The sequence below is a fragment of the Pseudarthrobacter chlorophenolicus A6 genome (assembly GCF_000022025.1).
Lineage (GTDB): Bacteria > Actinomycetota > Actinomycetes > Actinomycetales > Micrococcaceae > Arthrobacter > Arthrobacter chlorophenolicus.
Map to the genome: position 1 here is coordinate 2,541,675 of NC_011886.1, position 21,427 is coordinate 2,563,101.

Here is a 21,427-nt window from a genome sequence, read left to right on the forward strand (position 1 = left end):
TAGATCGAACACCCGCGTGGGTTGACCACAAATGACGCCCCACCCACCACCAGGAAGCCGGATACATCCATGACCAGCGCACCCACCATTGCAGAGCTCATCGCCAACGCTGAAGCGGACAACCACGACCACTCATCGACGGAGAAGAGCACCGGGCTCCTGCACATCCACAACCACGCGGCAGGCACCGTGGTCTGGTTTCCCACGTGGAAGACGTTCCGCGGGACGGCCGACTGGAGTGAAGCAGTGGACGCGGCCGGAGCGGAACTCGCCACCTTGGATACAGCGGACACAGCAGACGCTCAGGCGGCCGGGATCCTGGCCGGCGAACTCGAGGAACTCCTGAAGCGTGCCGCTGTGTCGGGTGATGCCGCAGCTTTCGCCGGTGAAAACCTCACCGGGCACCTGACCCGTAGCTGGGCGCTGGGGGACGCGGCCGCCAAGGCCACGGGAAGGGAACCCTACAGCGCCGGTACGCTCCCCGCCGCCTTCGAGGGCTATCCCTACGAGGTGTACGCGCAGGACGGCGGGGTGTTTGCCTCATCGCTGTTCAACGACATCATCGACGCCCGGCGCCAGCACGCTCTGGCTGAAGAGGCTGCCCGGAAGGCCCTGAAGCCGGTGTCCCGCAAAGCCCTGAAGAATGCCGCCCGAAAGGCAGCCCGGCGCTGACCGCCGTCGTACGCCCTTTAATCACCCCAGCGCGCACCGTTCCGAAGCTTCTTCGCGAAACCCGACCTCCACGGTTCGGATGCGCGAACAAGCCCGGGACCGGCGCCGGGGTTAACCGCAGACGGCGCCTGTCTGGACCGAAGTCCGGCAGGCGCCGTCGTGCGTTATCGAGCCGTTGGCCAGCTTAGGCGAGGCGGGTCAGCCATCCGTGGGTGTCCGGAACGGTGCCGGTCTGGATGCCCAGCAGCTGCTCGCGGATGGCCATGGTGGTTTCGCCGGCCTTGGCGTCCTCCGAGCCGATGAATTCGGTGGCGTCCTTGAGGACCCCGATGGGGGTGATGACGGCCGCGGTACCGCAGGCAAAGACCTCCGTGATTTCGCCGGAGGCAACGCCGTCGCGCCATTCATCGAGGGTGATCTTGCGCTCGGTGACGTCCCGGCCCATGTCCTTGGCCACCTGCATGACGGACATCCTGGTGACGCCTTCGAGGATGGTGCCGGTCAGGGCGGGCGTGACCAGGGAACCGTCCTTCATGACGAAGAAGACGTTCATGCCGCCGAGTTCTTCCACGGCGTCGTCGTTGAAGTGGTCGAGGAAGAGAACCTGCTTGCAGCCGTTGGCTTCCGCTTCCTGCTGGGCGATCAGGGACGCGGCGTAGTTGCCGCCGCACTTCGCATCGCCCGTTCCGCCCCGCCCTGCACGGGCGTATTCGCGTGAAATCCAGATGGAGACCGGCTTGAGCTCGCCGCCGAAGTAGTTGCCGGCAGGCGACGCGATGACCCGGAAGGAGACCTCGCGTGCGGCGCGGACGCCGAGGAAGGCCTCGGTGGCGATCATGAACGGCCGCAAGTAGAGGGCCTCACCGTCACCGTTGGGCACCCAGTCCTTGTCCGCGGCCACAAGCTCCCGGATGGCGCCGAGGAAGTACTCCACCGGCAGTTCAGGCAGGGCCAGCCGGCGTGCGGACTTGTTCAGCCGGGCCGCGTTGGCCTCCGGACGGAATGTCCAGACGGAGCCGTCGGCGTGGCGGTAGGCCTTGAGCCCTTCAAAGATCTCCTGGCCGTAATGGAAGACGGCCGCAGAAGGATCCAGGACGATGGGTCCGTAGGCTTCGACCCGGGGGTCGTGCCAGCCGCCATTGCCATCCGCGTCGACGCTGTAGTCGACGACGGCAGTGTGGTCGGTGAAGTAGTTGCCGAATCCCGGGTTCGCCAGGATGGCTTCACGCTGTTCTGCAGTCTTCGGGTTCGCCGAAGGCTGCAGGCTGAATTCGACGCCATGGGCAGTCTGGGTCATGGTTCCTCCACGATCGGCCGCCGGGGTTCAGCGCTGAACGAAGGTGGCGGCATTTGGTAATTCGAGACAAGCTTACGCCCGATGCCGGTGGCTCCGGCGCGGGTCAGAGTCCGGCGGCTATGGCGTCGCCGACGGCGGTGGTGCTGCGGGCGGTGCCGTCGCGCTTTTCGACGTCGGCCACTACCGCCGCTTCGATCTTCCGGGCCGCTTCGGCATAGCCAAGGTGGTCCAGGAGAAGTGCGGCGGAGAGGATGGCCGCCGTCGGATCGGCCTTGCCCTGGCCGGCGATGTCCGGCGCGGAACCATGGACGGGCTCGAACATGGAAGGCGCAGTCCGGTCCATGTTGATGTTTCCGCTGGCGGCCAGCCCGATGCCGCCCGTGATGGCGGCAGCCAGGTCCGTGAGGATGTCACCGAAAAGGTTGTCGGTGACAATGACGTCGAAGCGGGACGGGTCGGTGACCATGAAGATGGTGGCGGCGTCCACGTGCAGGTAGTCGTGGGTGACCTCGGGGAACTCCTGGGCCACGGCCTCGACGGTGCGCTTCCAGAGGTGCCCCGCGAAGACCAGGACGTTGTGCTTGTGGACCAGGGTGACGTGCTTGCGTTCACGGGCGCTGGCGCGCCGGAAGGCATCGCGGACCACGCGCTCCACGCCGTGGGCGGTGTTCAGGGACACCTCGGTGGCTACCTCATGCGGGGTGCCGGCGCGCAGGCTGCCGCCGTTGCCCACGTAAGGGCCTTCGGTTCCTTCCCGGACCACGATGAAATCAATGGTGCCCGGGTTGGCGAGGGGGCTGCCGACGGTTCCGTACAGCCTTGACGGGCGCAGGTTGACGTAGTGGTCGAGGCTGAAGCGCAGCTTCAGGAGCATCTCGCGCTCGATGATCCCGGAGGGGATGCGGGTGTCACCGGGGGCTGCCCCGACAGCGCCGAACAGGATGGCATCGCGGGTGCGCAGGTCCGCCAGGACCTCGTCCGGCAGGGTCTCCCCGGTGGCAAGCCAGTGCTCGGCGCCAAGCTTGTAGTGGGTCTGCTTGAGCTCCACTCCCTCCGCGGCAACAGCCTTTTCCAGTACTTTGACTGCCTCGGCGATGACTTCGGGGCCGATGCCGTCGCCGGGAATTACTGCAAGGTCAATGGAGGATGCGCTCATACTTTCAGGGTAGCCAAAGCTTCCATATGCTGGTCAACCTGTCTCACTATTCAGACACGGCGGCTCCCTGGATGCCACTGGTGGGGACACGGAAAGCGGAGATCAGTCTCCGGTATGAGGCCGGCAGCGCCCCCAACAGCATAGAGTTCCCGGGTGGAAAGACGGCACAAGCTCTATCAGTGGCTCCGGGTTAACACCTTCCGGGTGGACCTGGCGCTCATGATCGCAGTCCTTTTGTTCTGCGGCCCGGTCTATCTCCTCGCCGACAGGCCAGGCCATTTCCTCCTGTCCAGCGCACTGGTGATTCCACTGGCCTGGCGGCGGACCAGCCCGGTCCGGGCGGCGGCAGCCATTGTGCTCGCATGCCTGGCGCTGTGGGCTGCCGGGCTGGAGCCCCTGGCGGGCCTGGTGGCTGTCCCGCTGATCATCTACGCCGTTGCCGCCTACGGTCCCGCCTGGGCCAGCCGCACCGTGCTCGGCCTCGGCCTGCTGGGCGGAGTGCTCCTGACCAGCCGCAACCTGAGCAGCACCGCCGAAACCGGGGTCCTTGGCCTGACCATCAGCGCGGTGTATACGGTGCTGATCTGGATGCTGGTCCTGTTCAGCTGGACCCTGGGCGACCTTACCCGGGTGCGGCGCCAGCAACTCCAGACCCTGTCGGACCGCGCCCGCAGGCTCGAAATCGAACAACAGCAGGAACGGTCCCTGGCCGCCGCCGATGAACGCGCCCACATCGCCCGGGAAATGCACGACATCGTGGCCCACTCCCTGTCCGTGATCATCACCCAGTCCGACGGCGCCAGGTACGCCGCGGCAACCAACCCTTCGGTCGCCACCGAAACACTGGCCACCGTCGCCGCCACGGCGCGGACCTCACTGGCGGAAATGCGGCGCCTGCTGGGCGTGCTGCGGCACGGCGACGGGGCCACCACCCGCCCACTGCCCGGGCTGTCAGACGTGGATGAGCTGTTCCTCGGTTTCCGGGCGGCAGGGCTTCCCCTGGACTTTGAACAGCAGGGCTCACCGCGCCGGGGCCTTCCACCGGGTGCCGAACTCACCGCCTACCGGGTACTCCAGGAGGCTCTCACCAATGTGCTCAAACATGCCGGGCCCCGGGCCAGCGCCAGCGCCGCCCTCCGGTGGCAGCAGCGGGGGCTGCAGATCGAGGTGTACGACGACGGCCGGGGCGCCTCCGCTGACTACGCCGGCGAAAATGCGGAACACGGCGGCAACGGCCTGCGCGGAATGCGGGAGCGGATCAGCCTCTACGATGGTTCGTTGGAGGCCGGACCGGCCGCGGGCGGGGGCTTCCTGGTCTCGGCTTTCCTCCCCTACACAGAGGCCTGAGCAATGACACACCTGGAAGAACACCCGCCTGCGGACAGGATCAGGGTTGCCCTGGTGGATGACCAGCAGTTGGTCAGGTCGGGGTTTGGGATGCTGATCAACTCCCAGCCGGACCTCGATGTGGTGGTCGAAGCGGGTAACGGCCTTGAGGCGCTGCAGGCACTCGGTGCGGTGGCGGCCGACGTGGTCCTGATGGATGTCCGGATGCCGGGGATGGACGGGATAGAAGCCACCCGGAGACTGATGGAAAGTGCGTTGGCGGCTCCCGCCGGTTCGGCCAGGGCAGAGCTCCGGGTGGTGGTGCTGACCACCTTCGACCTTGACGAGTACGCACTGGCAGCCATTCAGGCAGGTGCCAGTGGGTTCTTGCTGAAGGACGCTCCCCCGGAGGAACTGCTGGAGGCCATCCGGACCGTCCACCGCGGGGACGCAGTGATCGCCCCGTCCACCACCCGGCGGCTCCTGGACCATGTGGCACCACTGCTGCGCAGCCAGGGCAATGAACGTCCGGAACACCACGCGGCCGTCCAGCGGCTCACCACCCGCGAGCGCGAGGTGTTCCAGCTTATTGCGCAGGGACGGTCCAATCCTGAGATTGCGGCAGGCCTGTTCGTGTCCGAAGCGACGGTGAAAACCCATGTGGGGCATATCCTGGCCAAGCTGGGGGCCCGCGACCGGGTGCAGGCCGTGGTGATCGCTTACGAGACCGGAGTGGTCACTCCCGGAGGCTGACACCCCAAGTGCCGGGCTCAGACCACGGTATGAGGCGGGCCTTGGCAGGACCAGACCCCCGGCCGATCCCCCGGCCGGGTGCCGGCCCATAGCGTGGAACCATGACAACTTCCGTGCATGCCCACCCTGGTTTGAACAGGGATAACGCCACTTCCTCCCCCGCCGTCCAGGCAGTGTCCCTCACCAAGAACTACGGCCGCGGCGCCACCCGCGTGAGTGCCCTGCGAGAGGTCAGCGTCAACTTCGACGCCGGCCGCTTCACCGCAATCATGGGACCCTCCGGCTCGGGCAAGTCGACCCTGATGCACTGCCTGGCCGGCCTGGACACCGCGGACTCCGGACAAATCCTGGTGGGCGGTACGGACATCACGGCACTTAACGACAAGCAGCTCACAGCGCTGCGCCGCGACCGGATCGGGTTTGTCTTCCAGGCGTTTAACCTGGTGCCCACACTCACTGCGGAACAGAACATCACGTTGCCGCTGGCTTTGGCCAACAAAGCCACCGATACCGCCTGGTTCGACACCGTGGTGTCCACGCTGGGCCTCAAGGACAGGCTCCGGCACCGGCCACATGAACTCTCCGGCGGCCAGCAGCAGCGGGTTGCCGTGGCGCGGGCCCTGCTGACCCGGCCGGACGTGGTCTTCGGGGACGAACCCACTGGCAACCTTGATTCGACAGCCGGCGGCGAAGTCCTGGCACTGCTGCGCCGCAGCAGCCGCGAAATGGGCCAGACCATCATCATGGTCACCCACGATCCCGTGGCAGCCAGCTACGCCGACAGGGTTGTCCTGATGAGTGACGGCAACCTGGTGGGCGAGATCGCCGAACCCACCGCCGCGTCCGTCCTTGCCGCCCTCGGCAAGCTGGGAGGCTGAGCGTGCTGCGCGTTGCCCTCTCGCAATTCCAGTCGCACAGCCGGCGGTTCATCGCCGTCGGCCTGGCCGTCATGCTGTCGGTGGCGTTCCTGTCCACCACTCTTATGGTCGGCGCCAGCACCAGGGCGTCGCTGGGCGCCAGCCTCGGCGAGGCCTACAGCAAGGCGGGGCTCATCGCCACCCCGGATGGGGGAACCTTTAACGGTGCGGCCCTGGCAGCGGTCCGCGGGGTACCCGGCGTCAGCGAAGCCTACGGACGCCTGCAGGCGTACACGGAGTTTACGGCCGGCGGCCAGGAAATCTTCGCCCAGGCCCGCAACCTGGCGCCCGAGGCCCTGGAAACAGCAGCCGTTGCCGATGGTGCGCTGCCCTCGCGGGCCGACGGCGTCGCGGTGGATAGTGACACCGCCGGGCGCTACGGGCTGCACGTCGGCGACTCCCTGGTGCTCAGGGTTCCGGACGGCGCCACCACCATGGCGATGACGGTCACGGGGATCCTCCGCGGCAGCCATGACCCGTTCGCGTCCGCGCTCCCGCAGCTGCTCGCCGGAACTCCTGCGGTCAGTGCACTGGCGGCGGCTGGCCAGGGACCCGACGCCGGCTCGGGCGCGGCAGACGGCTATGCCAGCATCCAGCTCGCGCTGGCGCCAGGCACCGACATTGCCGCGGCCAGGGCGGGCGCGCTGGCAGCGCTTGCCGGCACCGGAGCCGAAGCACAGGTCAAAACAGCCGACGAGCAGGTCACGGCCCAGGTGGCCCTGATGACCGGCGGCCAGGACGAACTGACGGTGGTCCTGCTGGCTTTCGCCGGGATCGCCCTGCTGGTTTCCGGCCTGGTGGTTTCCAACACCTTCGCGGTGCTGGTGGCCCAGCGCACCCGGGAACTCGCGCTTCTCCGGTGCCTGGGCGCCGCCCGGACGCAGGTGCGCAATTCCGTCCTGGCCGAAGCCCTGGTGGTAGGCCTGGTCTCCTCTGCGGCCGGCGTGCTCGCCGCCGTTGGCCTGATGGCATCCCTGATCGGCTGGGCCGGGACACAGCCGGACATGGCCTTCGCGACCATGGCCGTGCCGGCGTCGTCCATTGTGGCGGGCCTGGCCGTGGGCACGGTCCTGACCGTGGCCGCCGCCATGGTTCCTGCCCGGGCGGCGACGGCCGTGGCCCCGCTCGCTGCCCTGCGCCCGTCCGATGATGCAGGCATCGGGAACCGGCGCGGCCGGGTGAGGCTGGTCATGGGCCTTGCTGCCCTCGCCCTGGGCGTTCCGCTGCTGGCCTTTGGCGCGGCCGGCGTGATGCTGGTGGTGGCCTTTGCCGGCGGCGTACTCTCCTTCATCGGGGTGCTGCTGTGCGCCACGCTGTTCGTGCCCCGGCTGGTGGGTCTGGCGGGACGGCTGGCCGCTCCCGCCGGCGTCCCCGGAAAGCTGGCTGCGCTCAACGCCGTCCGCAACCCTGCGAGGACTTCGGTGACGGCTGCCGCCCTGCTGATCGGAGTCACTTTGGTGGCCCTCATGATGACCGGAGCGGCCACTGCGCGCCAGGCATTCGATGATGCCCTCGCGGAAACCTATCCGGTGGACATGGCCGTCAGCGCCGGGTCCACGGGCCAGGCGCTCACCTCCGCCCAGCGGGAAGCCGTGTCCCGGGTTGACGGCGTGGCCGCGGCAGCCCTGCTGCCGGTGGTGGGACGGACCGGCAGCGACGGCCTGGAGAGCCCCGTTTACTCGCTGGATCCGCCGGAGGCGGCGAACCTGTTGCGTGACGCTTCACTGGTCCTGGAGCCGGGCAAAATCTACCTGCCCGAAGGATCGCAGGCCGGTACGGCGCAGGTGGACGGAACTGCAGGTCCTGTGGCCCTGGAGGCAGTGGTCCTGCGGACCCGGAACATGCCACCGTTGGTCTCCAGCGAGACAGCCCCCCAGTTCAGGCCCGCCCACGGTGCAGCCGGGGCCGGCGTAGCAGAACGGGATGCTGCGGTGTCGGGCGCTGCGGTCTGGATCCGGCTGGCCGACGCCCCCGGCGGCGGGCAGCTGTCCGGGGACCGCATCAAGGACATCCAGTCCGCCGTTGCCACGGCAACGGGGGTGGCCAGCGGAGCGGTCAGCGGCGCAGCCATCGAGCGGGTTACCTTCAACGAGGTCATTGACGTGTTGTTGCTGGTGGTCACCGGCCTCCTGGGGGTCGCGGTACTGATCGCGCTGATTGGCGTGGCCAACACGCTGTCCCTGTCCGTGCTGGAGCGGACGCGCGAGAACTCCCTGCTGAGGGCACTGGGCCTCACCCGTGGCCAGCTCCGCGGAATGCTTGCCCTGGAGGCCGCACTGGTGGCCGGCGTCGCGGCGCTGCTCGGCTCAGCCCTGGGAACGGTGTACGGCTGGCTGGGCGCCCGTTCGGCGCTGGGCAGCCTGGCCGCGGTCACGCCAGTGGTCCCCTGGCTGCAGCTGGCGGGCGTGCTGGCGGTGGCAGTTGTGGCCGGCCTGGTGGCTTCGGTGATTCCTGCCCGGCGTGCGGCGCGCCTGTCCCCGGTGGAGGGACTGGCCACCGCCTAGCAAAAGAGACCAGGACTAGAAGGAAAGGGCAGGAGCCGCGGAGATTCCGCTGCTCCTGCCCTTTTCAGGATCTGGTTTTTCGGGGCGTCCGGTTACGCCTCTGCCGGATCCTCGTACTTGGGGAACACCGGCGCCGGTGCAGGCAGCGGCGTCCCGGCGGCGATGCGCGTCGCCACCGCGCCGAACTGGCGTGCGTCCCCTTCCGGCTGGCCAAGGGCGTCAAGCAGCCGCGCCGTCGAACCCGGCATCACCGGCTGGGCCAGGATGGCCACGATGCGCAGCACCTCAAGGGTGACGTAAAGGACGGTGTTCATGCGTTCGACGTCGGTCTTCCGCAGCACCCAGGGCGCCTGCTCAGCGAAGTAGGCGTTGGTGTCGCCAAGGACCGCCCAGATGGCTTCGAGGGCGCGGCTGAATTCCTGTTTGTCGAAGGCAGCCCGCGCGTTGTCCAGCAGGCCGCCGGCCTGTTCCAGGATGGCGGTGTCAGCGTCCGTGAAGGCGCCCGGCGTGGGAACTGCTCCCCCGCAGTTCTTCGCCACCATGGACAGCGAACGCTGCGCCAGGTTGCCGAAGTTGTTGGCCAGGTCCGAGTTCATCCGGCCCACAATGGCCTCGTGGTTGTAGCTGCCGTCAGCACCGAACGGCACCTCGCGGAGGAAGAAGAACCGTACCTGGTCCAGGCCGTACTGCTCCACGAAATCGGCCGGTGCCACGACGTTGCCCAGCGACTTGGACATCTTGACACCGTTGTTGTGCAGGAAGCCGTGGATCATGACGCGCTTGGGGAGTTCCAGGCCGGCGCTCAGGAGGAAGGCGGGCCAGTAGATGGCGTGGAACCGGGAGATGTCCTTGCCGATCACGTGGACATCGGCCGGCCAGAACCGGCGGAACTTCTCCGAGTCCACGTCCGGGTAGCCCACACCGGTGAGGTAGTTGGTCAGTGCATCCACCCACACGTACATGACGTGGTTGCTGTTGCCCGGAACCGGGACGCCCCAGTCGAAGGTGGTGCGGCTGATGGACAGGTCCTCCAGGCCGCGCTTGACGAAGCTGATCACTTCGTTGAACCGGGACTGCGGGGCACCGAACTCAGGCTGGGCTTCATAGAGCGCCAGCAGCTTGTCCTGGTAGGCGGACAGCCGGAAGAAGTAGCTCTCCTCGGCCGTCCACGTCACCTCGGTGTCCGTCTCCTTCGAGTACCGCACGCCGTCGTCCTTCACAACGGTCTCGTCCTCGCCGTAGAACGCCTCGTCCCGGACGGAGTACCAGCCCTCGTACTTGTCGAGGTAGATGTCGCCATTGGCTTCCATCTTCTTCCAGATGGCCTGCGACGCCGCGTAGTGGTCCTCGTCCGTGGTGCGGATGAAGCGGTCGTACGTGATGCCGAGGGCCTCGTGCGCCGCCTTGTAGATTTCCGCGTTCCGGTCCACCAGCTCCTTGGGAGTGATGCCTTCCTTTTCGGCCGTCTGTGCGATCTTCATCCCGTGCTCGTCCGTGCCCGTCAGGAACATCACGTCGTAGCCGTCCAGCCGCTTGAAGCGCGCCATGGCGTCGGTGGCGATGTACTCGTAGGCGTGGCCGATGTGCGGTACGCCGTTGGGGTAGGTGATGGCCGTGGTGATGTAGAACGGCGTTTTCTCTGAAGCAGTCACGTGCGGACAGTTACCTTCGATGCGGAGGGACGGGCTAGATCAGTTCAGTCAGGCTATCGCTCAGCCGGACCAGTTCATGGTCGTGTGACGCCACCAGGACGGCGATGCCGTCCGAGGTGGTGTCCTTGAGGATGCTGATGATGCGGTTGGCAGAGGCACGGTCCAGGCTGGCCGTGGGCTCATCCACCACCAGGACGCGGGTGCCCAGGATCAGGGCGCGGGCGATGGCGACGCGCTGCCGCTCACCGCCGGACAGCTGCGCGGGACGGTGCCGCATGCGGCGGCCCAGGCCCACCAGGTCCAGGAGGTCCTTGGCCATGTCCCGGCGCTGGTCCACTTCGCCGTCGGGAACGGCAGGCAGGAGGACGTTCTCCAGGGCACTCATGCCGTCAATCAGGGCACCGCCCTGGTCCACGTAACCGATCAGCGCGCGACGGCGGTCGGCGATTTCGTCGTCGCCCATGCTCTCCAGGGAATCGCCTTCCCAGAAGACGCGTCCCGACGTCGGCAGCGTCAGACCCGCGCCGACCGTGAGGATGCTGGTCTTGCCCGAGCCGCTTCGGCCGGCGACGCAGTGCATCTCGCCCGCGTGCAGCGTCAGGTCGAAACCCTCCACGACGCTGACGGCTTCGGCCCCGCCCTTGCCCCCGCCATAGCGGATGGTGATGTCACTCAGCTCCAGCGGGGTGGCGTGGTCAGCTGCCTTGACGATGGTGTTGGCGCGGGTCTGCAGGGGAACCTCGCCGGCGCCGCCCCTGCGGCTCCGCTGGACATTCGTCGGGTTTGTCATTGGACCACTTTCGTTGCAATTGGAATCCAGCAAAGTACTGCCACGAGGCCGGCAACGCCTGCCCACAGCGCGGCGTAGGGGGCCAGGAGGAGGCCGATGCCGAGGGCGCCCAGCACGCCCAGGGGCAGGGCGACGGTTCCCACCAGCGCGTTTTCGAACAGGCGGACCTGACGCAGCATGTCAGGGTTCCAGCCCATGGCCTCGAGGATGCCCAGGTACTGGCGCTTGGCGTTCAGTTCGAACCTGCCCGTGACCAGGGTGAGGACGAGTCCCACGGCCACGCCGGCGATGGCCAGCAGGATGCTGGGCAGCGCGACGCTGGCTGCGGCAAGTCCGCTGAGCGCGCTGGCGCCGGCTGCACGGGGAATGTCGATCAGCAGTGCGATCAGTCCGCCTACGGCGGCGCCGAAGACACCCACTGCCACGGCCAGGGACAGCGTGTTGAACTTGTTGGTGCCCAGCTGGCGGTTGGCGAAGGTCAGCGGCGAGTCCACCGGGATCAGCCGTTCGTCGTGTTGCGGTTCCTGGTCGATGACGTCGCGGTGCCTGAGCTGCTGGGCGGCAAACAGTGCCGCGGCTGCATAGAGCACCAGGACTGCGGCGCACACCAGCGCGGTGGACAGGCTCCAACTGATGAGGCTCAAGGCGATGCCCGCCACGGCCAGCAGGACCGCACCTACCCCGAATTCCTCGAGCACCCAGCTGCGGATCCTCCGCTGGGTCCAGCCCATGGCACGCAGGGTTCCGGCCTCGCTGCGCCGTTTACGGATATAGCTGACCGTCGATGCCCCGGTGAGCAGGGCTGCGCCGCAGAGGGTCAGGAAGAGCAGGGTGACGTTGGTACCGGACAGCGATCCGGTGACGGCGTCTGCGGCGTTCTGCCGGACCCAGGACTGCTGGACGGTGCCCAGCGGCGATTCCTTGCCGGCGTCGTCCTTGGAGTAGCCGGGTACGAAGATGCTGGCGTCTTCACGGGCTGAACCAGCCACGATGGTGGCTTCCAGTCCCATGTCGCGGATCTCCGCGGCGAGCTTTTCGACGTCGGGCTGTGCTTCCTTCCAGCTGCCAGGCGCCTTGGCCCGGACCCGGATGGCGTCGATGACGTTGGCGTTGTTGGTGTAGCCGCGGGCTGCGGCCAGGCCGTAGTAGTCCGTGATGGCGCCCGCGGACTGGCTGGCCAGCCCGGTGGCACTGAGGGAGGGCTGAAGCTCCGTGGCCGGAACGTCCTTGCCCTCGGCGTCCTTGACCATCGTGAACGGCGTAGGGTCGTAGCCGCCCAGGGGCAGCTTGTTGACGTCGCCGGAGGCCTCGGCCACTGCTGCGGGGTCGAAGGTGCCGTACACCATGGCCAGCGGCGAGGCCTGCTTCTGCCCGGTGGACAGGTTGTCCCGGTAGGAGCGCTCGTCCACCGGCTCGCGCTGGGTCTGGTCCACCGAGGCGCCGTTGGCGCTCTTTTCGGGAAGGCGGTTGACGGTTACCCATTCACCGGGAACGGCGGTCTTGTCCACGGCACCGTTGGCGGCCGTGCCGGCATCGGTGTATTTCGGAGCTGCCGCGAAGTCGGTGCTCCATTTTGCGGGGGTGTAAAGGCCCTGGTTGAAGTTTCCATTGGCGCCCAGCAGCGACGTGTGGTCGGTCGAGCCGGGCCAGGACAGCGCGAACGGATCCTTGGAGACGAACGGCAGGTAGTCCTTGTCCAGGGAGCGGGTGGCGGTGCCCACCTCGTTGACGACCTTGCCGGACTCGTCGATTTCTTCAATCTTGACGTTGTACTTCAGGTCAAGGGAGGTACCGGAACGGACCACCAGGGGGATGGCCTGGGAGTCGGACGTCAGCTGGCCGGTGCGCTTGGCCTGCTGGTACTGGGTCATCAGCGGAGCCCAGTACTTGAGCTTCACGCCGAGGAAGTCCGGCCCGTCCTTGAGTTCGTCGAGGCCGATGCCGTTGGTGAAGAGGCCTTCGAGGTAGCGGCCGACGGCGCCGGCATTCCGTGCGTCGGCGGGCGGCGCTTTTTCGAGGGGGGCCAGGAAGTCCCCGGCGTTGCCGAGGAGGGCGCGCTCCGATGCGGGGTCAACGGCCACTACCGATTCCGTCACCTCGGGCGCGAGCGGCAGGGAGACCGAGAGGTTGAACAGGTTGTGCTCGGAACCGCCGGCCGGGGAGGGGAACTTGATGCCGGTTTCGCCGGCGGGTGCGGCGATGCGGATGCTGCTGCCTCCGGCGGCCTTCTCTTCAACGAGCTTGGCCTTGCCCAGGGTTCCCTCGGCAGTGGACTTGAACAGTGTCTGTTCTGAAACGCCGTCCGAGCTCACCGCGCTGGCGGTCAGCCGGTACTTCTTGGCTTTGTCGCTCAGGACCGATTCCGCCGCGGGCCACTGGTCCGGGGACGTGGCCCCGGCGGCCTGGTCAGCCGTTGCCGTACCGGCGAGGCCGGCGTTGTAGCCGAGGTAGTCCATGGCATCCAGCCGGGGCGCTTCGAGGTTCTGCGTCACGCGGGACACGAGGCTGATGGGCGCAGCCACCGAGGTTCCGGAGAGCTTCCGGATCGAATCCAGCTGCTCGAAGCTGATGCCGCCGGTGCCGTTGGCGATCTCGGGCTGCAGCAGGGCTCCGGAAGGAGCCTTGGCCTGGACCAGCACGTCGTACAGGCCGCGTGAATTTTCATCCACTGTCCTGTTAAGTGCAGCCTGTGACTGGCTTTGGACGAGGACCGACAAGCACATGGCTGCGATCAGGATGGCCGCGGTCAACAGCAGCACTTTGCTCCTGATGAACCTCTGGACGGCGTTCATTGAACTCCCTGAAACCTGGATTGCGTGGCGCACACCCGTGTCGACCACGTGGCGGCAGCGGACATGGACGATTACGGCCGGATATGCAAAAAGTATTGGCCGGCCTGCCGGACCGGTCCCGAACCGGAACCAGGCCATATTAAGCAGACCGGCCAATCATACGTGGCCGCAACGGGACGCGCCGAGCCGGGACGTGTCGTTCGGCGTTTCGTGCGGCTTACGGGATGCGGGGAGCTAGTCCTCCAGGTCCACTTCGCGGACCATCTCTGCGCCGATGCCGGCCTTGATGGCGTCCAGGACCTGCTGCGGGACGGAGCTGTCGATGGTCAGCAGCGCCAGCACCTGTCCGCCTTCGTCGTGGCGGGCCACCTGCATGCCGGCGATGTTGATGTTGTTCATGCCCAGGATGTGCCCGATGGTGCCAATGACGCCGGGGCGGTCGGCGTAGGCCACCACCACGAGGTGTTCGCTGATGGGGATTTCCACCTCGAAGCCGTTGATACCCACCAGCTTCTGGATCTGCTTGGGACCGGTCAGGGTGCCGGCCACGGAGATCTGGCTGCCGTCGCTCAGGGCCCCGCGCAGGGTCAGCACGTTGCGGTAGGACTCAGTGTCCGGGGTGGTGATCAGGCGGACGTTGATCCCGCGCTGCTCGGCGATCACCGGGGCGTTGACGTAGGAAACCTGTTCGGTGACGACGTCGGCGAAGATGCCCTTGAGGGCCGCGAGTTCGAGGACCTTGACGTCCAGCGAGGAGATTTCGCCGGCAACTTCGATGTCGAACTGGGTAAGTGAATCGTGGGTCAGTGCGGTGAAGATGCGGCCCAGCTTCTCGATGAGCGGGATGCCGGGACGCACGTCGGGGGCGATGACGCCCCCGGCCACGTTGACTGCGTCCGGAACCAGTTCACCGGCGAGGGCCAGGCGGACAGACTTGGCCACGGAGACGCCGGCCTTTTCCTGCGCTTCATCGGTGGAGGCGCCCAGGTGCGGGGTGACCACCACGTTGTCGAGCTTGAAGAACGGAAGGTCCGTGCTCGGCTCCTTGGAGAAGACGTCGACGCCGGCACCGGCGATGTCGCCGTCCTGCAGGGCCGTGAACAGGGCCTCTTCGTCCACCAGGCCGCCGCGGGCGACGTTGATGACGTAGGCGGTGTTCTTCATCTTCTTGAAGGCATCCGCGCCGAGCATGCCCACGGTCTCCGGGGTCTTCGGCATGTGGATGGTGATGAAGTCGGACTGGGCCAGCAGCTCGTCCAGGGTGACCAGCTGGACGCCGAGCTGGGCTGCGCGGGCCGAGGTGATGTAGGGGTCGTAGGCAAGGATCTTGGTGTCGAAGCCCTTCAGGCGGGCTGCCACCAGGGCGCCGATGCGGCCGAGGCCGATGATGCCGATCTTCTTCTCGAAGAGCTCGATGCCGGTGTACTTGGACCGCTTCCATTCGCCGTCCTTGAGGGCGGCACTGGCCTGCGGGATGTGGCGGGCAAGGCTCAGAATGTGGCCCACCGTAAGTTCAGCTGCGGAGACAATGTTGGACGTGGGGGCGTTGACCACCATGACGCCTGCCTGGGTGGCGGCCTTGATGTCCACGTTGTCCAGCCCCACCCCGGCGCGGGCGATGACCTTGAGGTTCTTCGCCGCTGCGATGGCTTCGGCATCCACCTGCGTTGCGGACCGGACCAGGATGGCGTCAACATCGCCAATTGCGGAGAGCAGCTGGGAACGGTCAGCGCCGTCGGCCTGGCGGATTTCGAAGTCCGGGCCGAGGGCCTCGACGGTGGCGGGGGAAAGTTCTTCGGCGAGCAGTACTACGGGTTTTGACACGGCTGATCCTCTGCGTTGCAGTCCTGGGGATGGGAACAAGTCTAGGCCGACGGAAAGGCCGGGCTCACATTGTTAAGTGTGAACCCGGCCTCATCGCGGCACTTTAGCTGGCTGTCGCACGTTCGCTTGGCGGCGCGCGGTGGCCTTAGCGGGCTGCGGAACCTTCGACGTAGTCCGCGTCCTGCTGCTGCCAGGAGAAGAGGGAGCGCAGTTCGCGGCCAACCTCTTCGATGGGGTGCTGCTCTGCCTTGGCGCGCAGTTCCTTGAACTCAACGCCGCCGTTGTCCTGGTCCTCGATGAACCGCTTGGCGAAGGCGCCGGACTGGATGTCGGCCAGGACGGCCTTCATGTTTTCCTTCACCTCGGGGGTGATGACGCGCGGGCCGGAGACGTAGTCGCCGTATTCTGCGGTGTCGGAGACGCTCCAGCGCTGCTTGGCGATTCCGCCTTCCCACATGAGGTCCACGATGAGCTTGAGCTCGTGCAGCACCTCGAAGTAGGCGATCTGCGGCTGGTAGCCGGCTTCGGTCAGGGTTTCGAAGCCGTACTGGATCAGCTGGGAGACGCCGCCGCACAGGACGGACTGCTCGCCGAAGAGGTCCGTTTCGGTCTCTTCGGTGAAGGTGGTCTTGATGACGCCGGCGCGGGTGCCGCCGATGGCCTTGGCGTAGGACTTGGCCAGGTCCCAGGCCGAGCCCGAAGCGTCCTGCTCAACGGCGATGATGTCCGGGATGCCGCGGCCGGCTTCGAATTCGCGGCGCACGGTGTGGCCGGGGGCCTTCGGGGCGACGAGGATAACGTCAACGCCCTCAGGTGCCTGGATGTAGCCGAAGCGGATGTTGAAGCCGTGGGCGAAGGCCAGTGCCTTGCCGGGGGTCAGCTTGTCCTTGATGGACTCGGTGAAGATCGAGCGCTGGTGCTGGTCCGGAGCCAGGATCATGATGACGTCGGCCCATTCGGCGGCGTCGGCAACGTTCTTGACCGTGAAGCCTGCGTCCTCGGCCTTGGCGATCGACTTCGAGCCGTCCTTGAGCGCGATGACAACCTCGACGCCGGAATCGCGCAGGTTCTGCGCGTGGGCGTGGCCCTGCGAGCCGTAGCCAACGATGGCTACCTTGCGGCCCTGGATGATCGACAGGTCGGCGTCGTCGTCGTAGAACATTTCAGTCACTTGCGTAACTCCTCTTGAGTGGTTTTGTAGTGGTGGTCTTGCGGTGCTGCGGTTGCGGGCAAGCGTCCCGCCACGGCGTGCTGCCTAGGCGGAGCGCAGTGCCCGGTCACTCATGGAGCGGGATCCCCGTCCAACGGCCAGGGTGCCGGACTGCACAATTTCGCGGATGCCGAAGGGCTCCAGCACTGAAAGCAGCGCCGAGAGCTTTTCGGGATGGCCGGTGGCCTCGATGACGACGGAGTCTGTGGACACGTCCACCACCGAGGCGCGGAACAGGTCTGCAGCCTGGGTCACCTGCAGGCGTGTTGCGGCATCCGCACGTACTTTGACCAGGATGTGGTCGCGCTGTACGGAAGATTCTGAGGTCAGCTCAACGATCTTGATCACGTTCACCAGCTTGTTCAGCTGCTTGGTGACCTGCTCGATGAGCTCACCATCGGCGTCGACCACCACTGTCATCCGGGAAATGCCGGGGACTTCGGTGGGGCCAACTGCCAGGGAGTTGATGTTGAAGGCCCGGCGGGCAAAGAGGCTTGCCACGCGGGTGAGGACGCCGGGTTTGTCTTCAACCAGGACGGAAAGTGTATGGCGGCTCATGGTCAGTCTTCCTCTTCCCAGTCCGGGGTCATGTTGCGGGCAACCTGGATCTGGTCGTTGCTCACGCCGGCGGGCACCATCGGCCACACCATGGAGTTGGGGCTCACCACGAAGTCGATCACCACCGGGCGGTCGTTGATTTCGAGGGCCTTCTGGATGGTGGCATCGATGTCCTCGTCGCGTTCGCAGCGGAACGACGCGCAGCCGTAGGCCTCCCCCAGCTTGACGAAGTCCGGGATGCGGACGGTGTCATGGCCGGTGTTGAGGTCCGTGTTGGAGTAGCGGCCCTCGTAGAAGAGGGTCTGCCACTGCCGCACCATGCCCAGCGAGGAGTTGTTGATGACGGCAACCTTGATGGGGATCTTGTTGATGGCGCAGGTGGCCAGTTCCTGGTTGGTCATCTGGAAGCAGCCGTCGCCGTCGATGGCCCAGACCACGCGGTCGGGCTCCCCCACTTTGGCGCCCATGGCTGCCGGCACGGCGTAGCCCATGGTGCCTGCACCGCCCGAGTTCAGCCAGGCGTGCGGGCGCTCGTACTTGATGAACTGCGCTGCCCACATCTGGTGCTGGCCCACACCCGCTACGTAAACGCCTTCGGGGCCGGTCAGGGCACCGATGCGTTCGATGACCTTCTGCGGTGCGGTGAGCCCGTCCTCGGGTTCAGTGAAGCCCAGCGGGTAGGTTTCCTTGAGGTTGTTCAGGAAAGCCCACCACGTGGTGAGGTCCGGAGTTCCGGCGGCCTCGAACTGGGCCCGCACGGCCTCGGTCAATTCGGGAATGATCTCCTTGACCGAGCCCACGATCGGGACGTCCGCGGCGCGGTTCTTGGAGATTTCCGCGGGGTCGATGTCTGCGTGGATCACCTTGGCGTGGGGCGCAAACGTCTTCAGGACACCCGTGACGCGGTCATCGAATCGGGCTCCGAGGGTGATCAGCAGGTCCGACTGCTGCAGGGCCGTCACCGCCGAGACGCTGCCGTGCATGCCGGGCATGCCGACGTGCTGCGGGTGCGAGTCCGGGAACGCGCCCTTGGCCATCAGGGTGGTGACCACCGGCGCACCGGTGGCCTCGGCCAGTGCCCGCAGTTCGGCGCTGGCATGGGCCTTGACCACACCGCCGCCAACGTAGAGGACCGGCTTGGTGGCCGCGGCGATGAGCTTTGCTGCCTCGCGGACCTGCTTGTTGTGGCCGCGGGTGACGGGCCGGTAGCCGGGCAGGTCAATGCGGGGCGGCCAGGAGAAGGTCATCTGGCCCACCTGGGCGTCCTTGGCCACGTCCACGAGGACGGGGCCCGGACGGCCGGTGGAGGCCAGGTGGAAAGCTTCCGCCATGACATGCGGGATGTCGTTGGGGTCGGTCACCAGGAAGGAGTGCTTGGTGATGGGCATGGTGATGCCCACGATGTCCGCTTCCTGGAAGGCGTCGGTGCCGATGACACCGCTGGACACCTGGCCGGTGATGGCCACCAGGGGTACGGAGTCCATGTGGGCATCCATGATGGCGGTAACGAGGTTGGTGGCGCCGGGGCCGGAGGTGGCGATGCACACGCCCACCCGTCCCGTCACCATGGCGTAGCCTTGCGCGGCGTGGCCGGCTCCCTGTTCGTGACGGACCAGCACGTGGTTCATGGTGGAGGCCATCAAGGGGTCGTAGGTGGGCAGGATCGCGCCACCAGGCAAACCGAAAATATCGTCGACGCCGAGTTCTTCGAGCGAGCGGACAATAGCTTGCGAGCCGGTCATCACCGTTGGGGGTACAACGTTGTTCGGCCCAAGGACAGGAGAGACAGCAGCAAGGTCGGCGACGACGGCGGCGTGCTCAGCCGTCCGGTCGGCACGTTCCGGAGCCTTGGGGGCTCCAGGGGACTTGGCAGCCATCAGCGAGGGGCTGATCGGCGATCCTTTGCTCATCGGACTCTTCCTTGTGGATCATCATTAGCGGTGAAACTGCGGGGAATAAAAAAACCCCTCAAGCCGTGTTGGCTCTTCGAGGGGTTTGCGCGTGACAGTTCGTTGCCGGGGCTAGTGAGCCACGCGCTTGGTAAGGACGACGACTGCAACTGCGCAGTTGGTAACGAAAGTCATGCGTTCAGTTTTCCCTCTGGTGTGACGGGTGTCAACGCGGGACAATCCCATCTCACCATGTGGACTCCAACGTCCACCCTTTGATCATATGGCATGAGAAGCGCAGGTTCTGACAGGCTCAACCATAGGCCGGCGGTTGAGCCTGTCGAAACCCGTCAGCCGCAGTATGCGCCGGTGCTCGCGCTGTGCACGAGCTTGGCGTACTTGGCCAGGACGCCCTTGGTGTAGCGGGCCGGCAGCGGCTCCCAGCCAACCTTGCGGGCCTCAAGCTCGGCGTCATCGACCAGCAGGTCGAAGCTGCGCGCGGCGATGTCCACGCGGATCCGGTCACCGTCCCTGACGAAGGCGATAGGGCCGCCGTCCACCGCTTCCGGCGCGACGTGGCCGATGCACAGCCCGGTGGTCCCGCCGGAGAACCGGCCATCGGTCAGCAGCAGGACGTCCTTGCCGAGGCCCGCGCCCTTGATGGCGCCGGTGATGGCCAGCATCTCCCGCATGCCCGGGCCGCCCTTGGGCCCCTCGTAGCGGATGACCACGACGTCGCCGGCATGGATTTCGCCCTGGTCCAGCGCCTGCAGGGCGCCCTGCTCGCGGTCGAACACGCGGGCGGTCCCCTCGAAGACGTCGGCGTCGAATCCTGCAGTCTTCACTACGGCGCCTTCCGGCGCCATGGTGCCGTGCAGGATGGTGATGCCGCCGGTCTTGTGGATGGGGTTGTCCATTGCGCGCAGGATCTTGCCGTCAACATCCGGCGGGTTGATGGCTTCCAGGTTTTCCGCCACGGTCTTGCCGGTGACGGTGAGGCAGTCGCCGTGCAGCAGCCCGGCGTCGAGCAGTGCCTTCATGATGACGGGCACGCCGCCGATTTTGTCGACGTCGGTCATGACGTAGCGGCCGAACGGCTTGAGGTCGCCGAGGTGCGGGATCCTGTCACCGATGCGGTTGAAGTCGTCGAGGGTAAGCTCTACCTCGGCTTCGCGGGCAATGGCCAGCAGGTGCAGGACCGCGTTGGTGGACCCGCCGAACGCCATGGTGACGGCGATGGCGTTTTCAAAGGCCTCCTTGGTCATGATGTCGCGGGCGGTGATGCCCTTGCGCAGCAGGTTCACCACTGCTTCACCGGACTTGCGCGCAAAGTCATCACGACGGCGGTCTGCCGAGGGCGGGGCGGCAGATCCGGGCAGGGACATGCCCAGCGCCTCACCGATGCAGGCCATGGTGTTGGCCGTGTACATGCCGCCGCAGGCGCCTTCGCCGGGACAGATGGCCTTTTCAATGCGCGTGAGGTCTTCCATGCTCATCTTGCCGGCGGCGCAGGCGCCCACGGCCTCAAAGGCATCGATGAGGGTGACTTCCTTCTCGGAGCCGTCCTCGAGCTTTACCCAGCCCGGCATGATCGAGCCGGCGTAGAGGAACACGCTGGACAGGTTGAGCCGGGCCGCGGCCATGAGCATGCCGGGAAGGGACTTGTCGCAGCCGGCGAGCAAGACCGAACCGTCAATCCGCTCGGCCTGCATGACGGTTTCGACGGAATCGGCGATCACTTCGCGGGAGACCAGGGAGAAGTGCATGCCCTCGTGGCCCATGGAAATACCGTCGGACACGGAGATGGTGCCGAACTGCATGGGGAAGCCGCCACCGGCGTGGACACCCTCCTTGGCGCCCTGGGCCAGCCGGTTCAGGGAGAGGTTGCAGGGAGTGATCTCGTTCCACGAACTCGCAACCCCGACCTGGGGCTTCGCGAAGTCGTCGTCGCCCATGCCGACCGCACGGAACATGCCGCGCGCCGGTGCGGCGTGGATTCCGTCGGTAACCACCCGGCTGCGGGGCTTGATGTCAGGCTTGCTCTCTGTTTCGATCTGGCTCTCACTCATGAGGGAAAGTCTATGGCC

General features: G+C 66.6%; 15 protein-coding genes. 5 read left to right on the top strand and 10 right to left on the bottom strand.

The genetic code is table 11. From position 1 onward, the window contains the following. Positions 1–69 precede the first annotated feature (69 nt). The gene (locus ACHL_RS11445; protein WP_015937445.1) at positions 70–672 is read left to right on the top strand and encodes a hypothetical protein; all 603 of its coding nucleotides are present in this window, start codon (positions 70–72) and stop codon (positions 670–672) included. 184 nt (positions 673–856) lie between these two features. Here the strand turns inward: ACHL_RS11445 and ACHL_RS11450 are convergent, their stop codons facing one another. Together ACHL_RS11450 and ACHL_RS11455 are read right to left on the bottom strand one after the other, a co-directional pair. After that, positions 857–1,969 (bottom strand): branched-chain amino acid aminotransferase, encoded by a 1,113-nt coding sequence (locus ACHL_RS11450; RefSeq protein WP_015937446.1) that lies wholly within the window; start codon positions 1,967–1,969, stop codon positions 857–859. Between the two features lie 103 nt (positions 1,970–2,072). After that, a complete protein-coding gene (locus ACHL_RS11455) occupies positions 2,073–3,125 on the bottom strand; it encodes a 3-isopropylmalate dehydrogenase (protein ID WP_015937447.1) in 1,053 nt (350 codons plus the stop codon). Between the two features lie 153 nt (positions 3,126–3,278). On the opposite strand from ACHL_RS11455, the gene ACHL_RS11460 reads away from it, so the two are divergent. From ACHL_RS11460 to ACHL_RS11475, 4 genes are all read left to right on the top strand, one after another. After that, entirely contained in the window at positions 3,279–4,472 is a 1,194-nt protein-coding gene (locus tag ACHL_RS11460; RefSeq protein WP_015937448.1) for a sensor histidine kinase, read from the top strand. A gap of 3 nt (positions 4,473–4,475) precedes the next feature. Further along, positions 4,476–5,204 carry a response regulator gene (locus ACHL_RS11465; protein WP_015937449.1) on the top strand — a complete coding sequence of 243 codons (729 nt, stop codon included), beginning with the start codon at positions 4,476–4,478 and terminating at the stop codon, positions 5,202–5,204. A gap of 101 nt (positions 5,205–5,305) precedes the next feature. Further along, positions 5,306–6,082, top strand: coding sequence for an ABC transporter ATP-binding protein (locus ACHL_RS11470; RefSeq protein ID WP_015937450.1), 777 nt, complete (start codon positions 5,306–5,308; stop codon positions 6,080–6,082). Positions 6,083–6,084: 2 nt separating this feature from the next. Beyond that, positions 6,085–8,625, top strand: coding sequence for an FtsX-like permease family protein (locus tag ACHL_RS11475; protein WP_015937451.1), 2,541 nt, complete (start codon positions 6,085–6,087; stop codon positions 8,623–8,625). Positions 8,626–8,717: 92 nt separating this feature from the next. Here ACHL_RS11475 and metG read toward each other — a convergent pair whose 3' ends face one another. From metG to ilvD, 8 genes are all read right to left on the bottom strand, one after another. After that, positions 8,718–10,277 (bottom strand): methionine--tRNA ligase, encoded by a 1,560-nt coding sequence (gene metG, locus ACHL_RS11480; RefSeq protein WP_015937452.1) that lies wholly within the window; start codon positions 10,275–10,277, stop codon positions 8,718–8,720. 34 nt (positions 10,278–10,311) lie between these two features. Next, entirely contained in the window at positions 10,312–11,067 is a 756-nt protein-coding gene (locus ACHL_RS11485; RefSeq protein ID WP_015937453.1) for an ABC transporter ATP-binding protein, read from the bottom strand. Next, complete coding sequence (locus tag ACHL_RS11490; protein ID WP_015937454.1) at positions 11,064–13,859, bottom strand: ABC transporter permease; 2,796 nt, start codon at positions 13,857–13,859, stop codon at positions 11,064–11,066. Before ACHL_RS11490 ends, ACHL_RS11485 begins: the two co-directional genes overlap by 4 nt. A 234-nt stretch (positions 13,860–14,093) precedes the next feature. Then, positions 14,094–15,683, bottom strand: coding sequence for a phosphoglycerate dehydrogenase (gene serA / locus ACHL_RS11495; protein ID WP_015937455.1), 1,590 nt, complete (start codon positions 15,681–15,683; stop codon positions 14,094–14,096). A gap of 145 nt (positions 15,684–15,828) precedes the next feature. After that, a complete protein-coding gene (ilvC, locus tag ACHL_RS11500; protein ID WP_015937456.1) occupies positions 15,829–16,854 on the bottom strand; it encodes a ketol-acid reductoisomerase in 1,026 nt (341 codons plus the stop codon). A gap of 84 nt (positions 16,855–16,938) precedes the next feature. Next, entirely contained in the window at positions 16,939–17,451 is a 513-nt protein-coding gene (gene ilvN, locus ACHL_RS11505; RefSeq protein WP_015937457.1) for an acetolactate synthase small subunit, read from the bottom strand. A gap of 2 nt (positions 17,452–17,453) precedes the next feature. Then, a complete protein-coding gene (locus ACHL_RS11510; protein WP_015937458.1) occupies positions 17,454–19,361 on the bottom strand; it encodes an acetolactate synthase large subunit in 1,908 nt (635 codons plus the stop codon). A gap of 329 nt (positions 19,362–19,690) precedes the next feature. Beyond that, complete coding sequence (gene ilvD, locus ACHL_RS11515; RefSeq protein ID WP_015937459.1) at positions 19,691–21,409, bottom strand: dihydroxy-acid dehydratase; 1,719 nt, start codon at positions 21,407–21,409, stop codon at positions 19,691–19,693. Between the last annotated feature and the right edge of the window lie 18 nt (positions 21,410–21,427).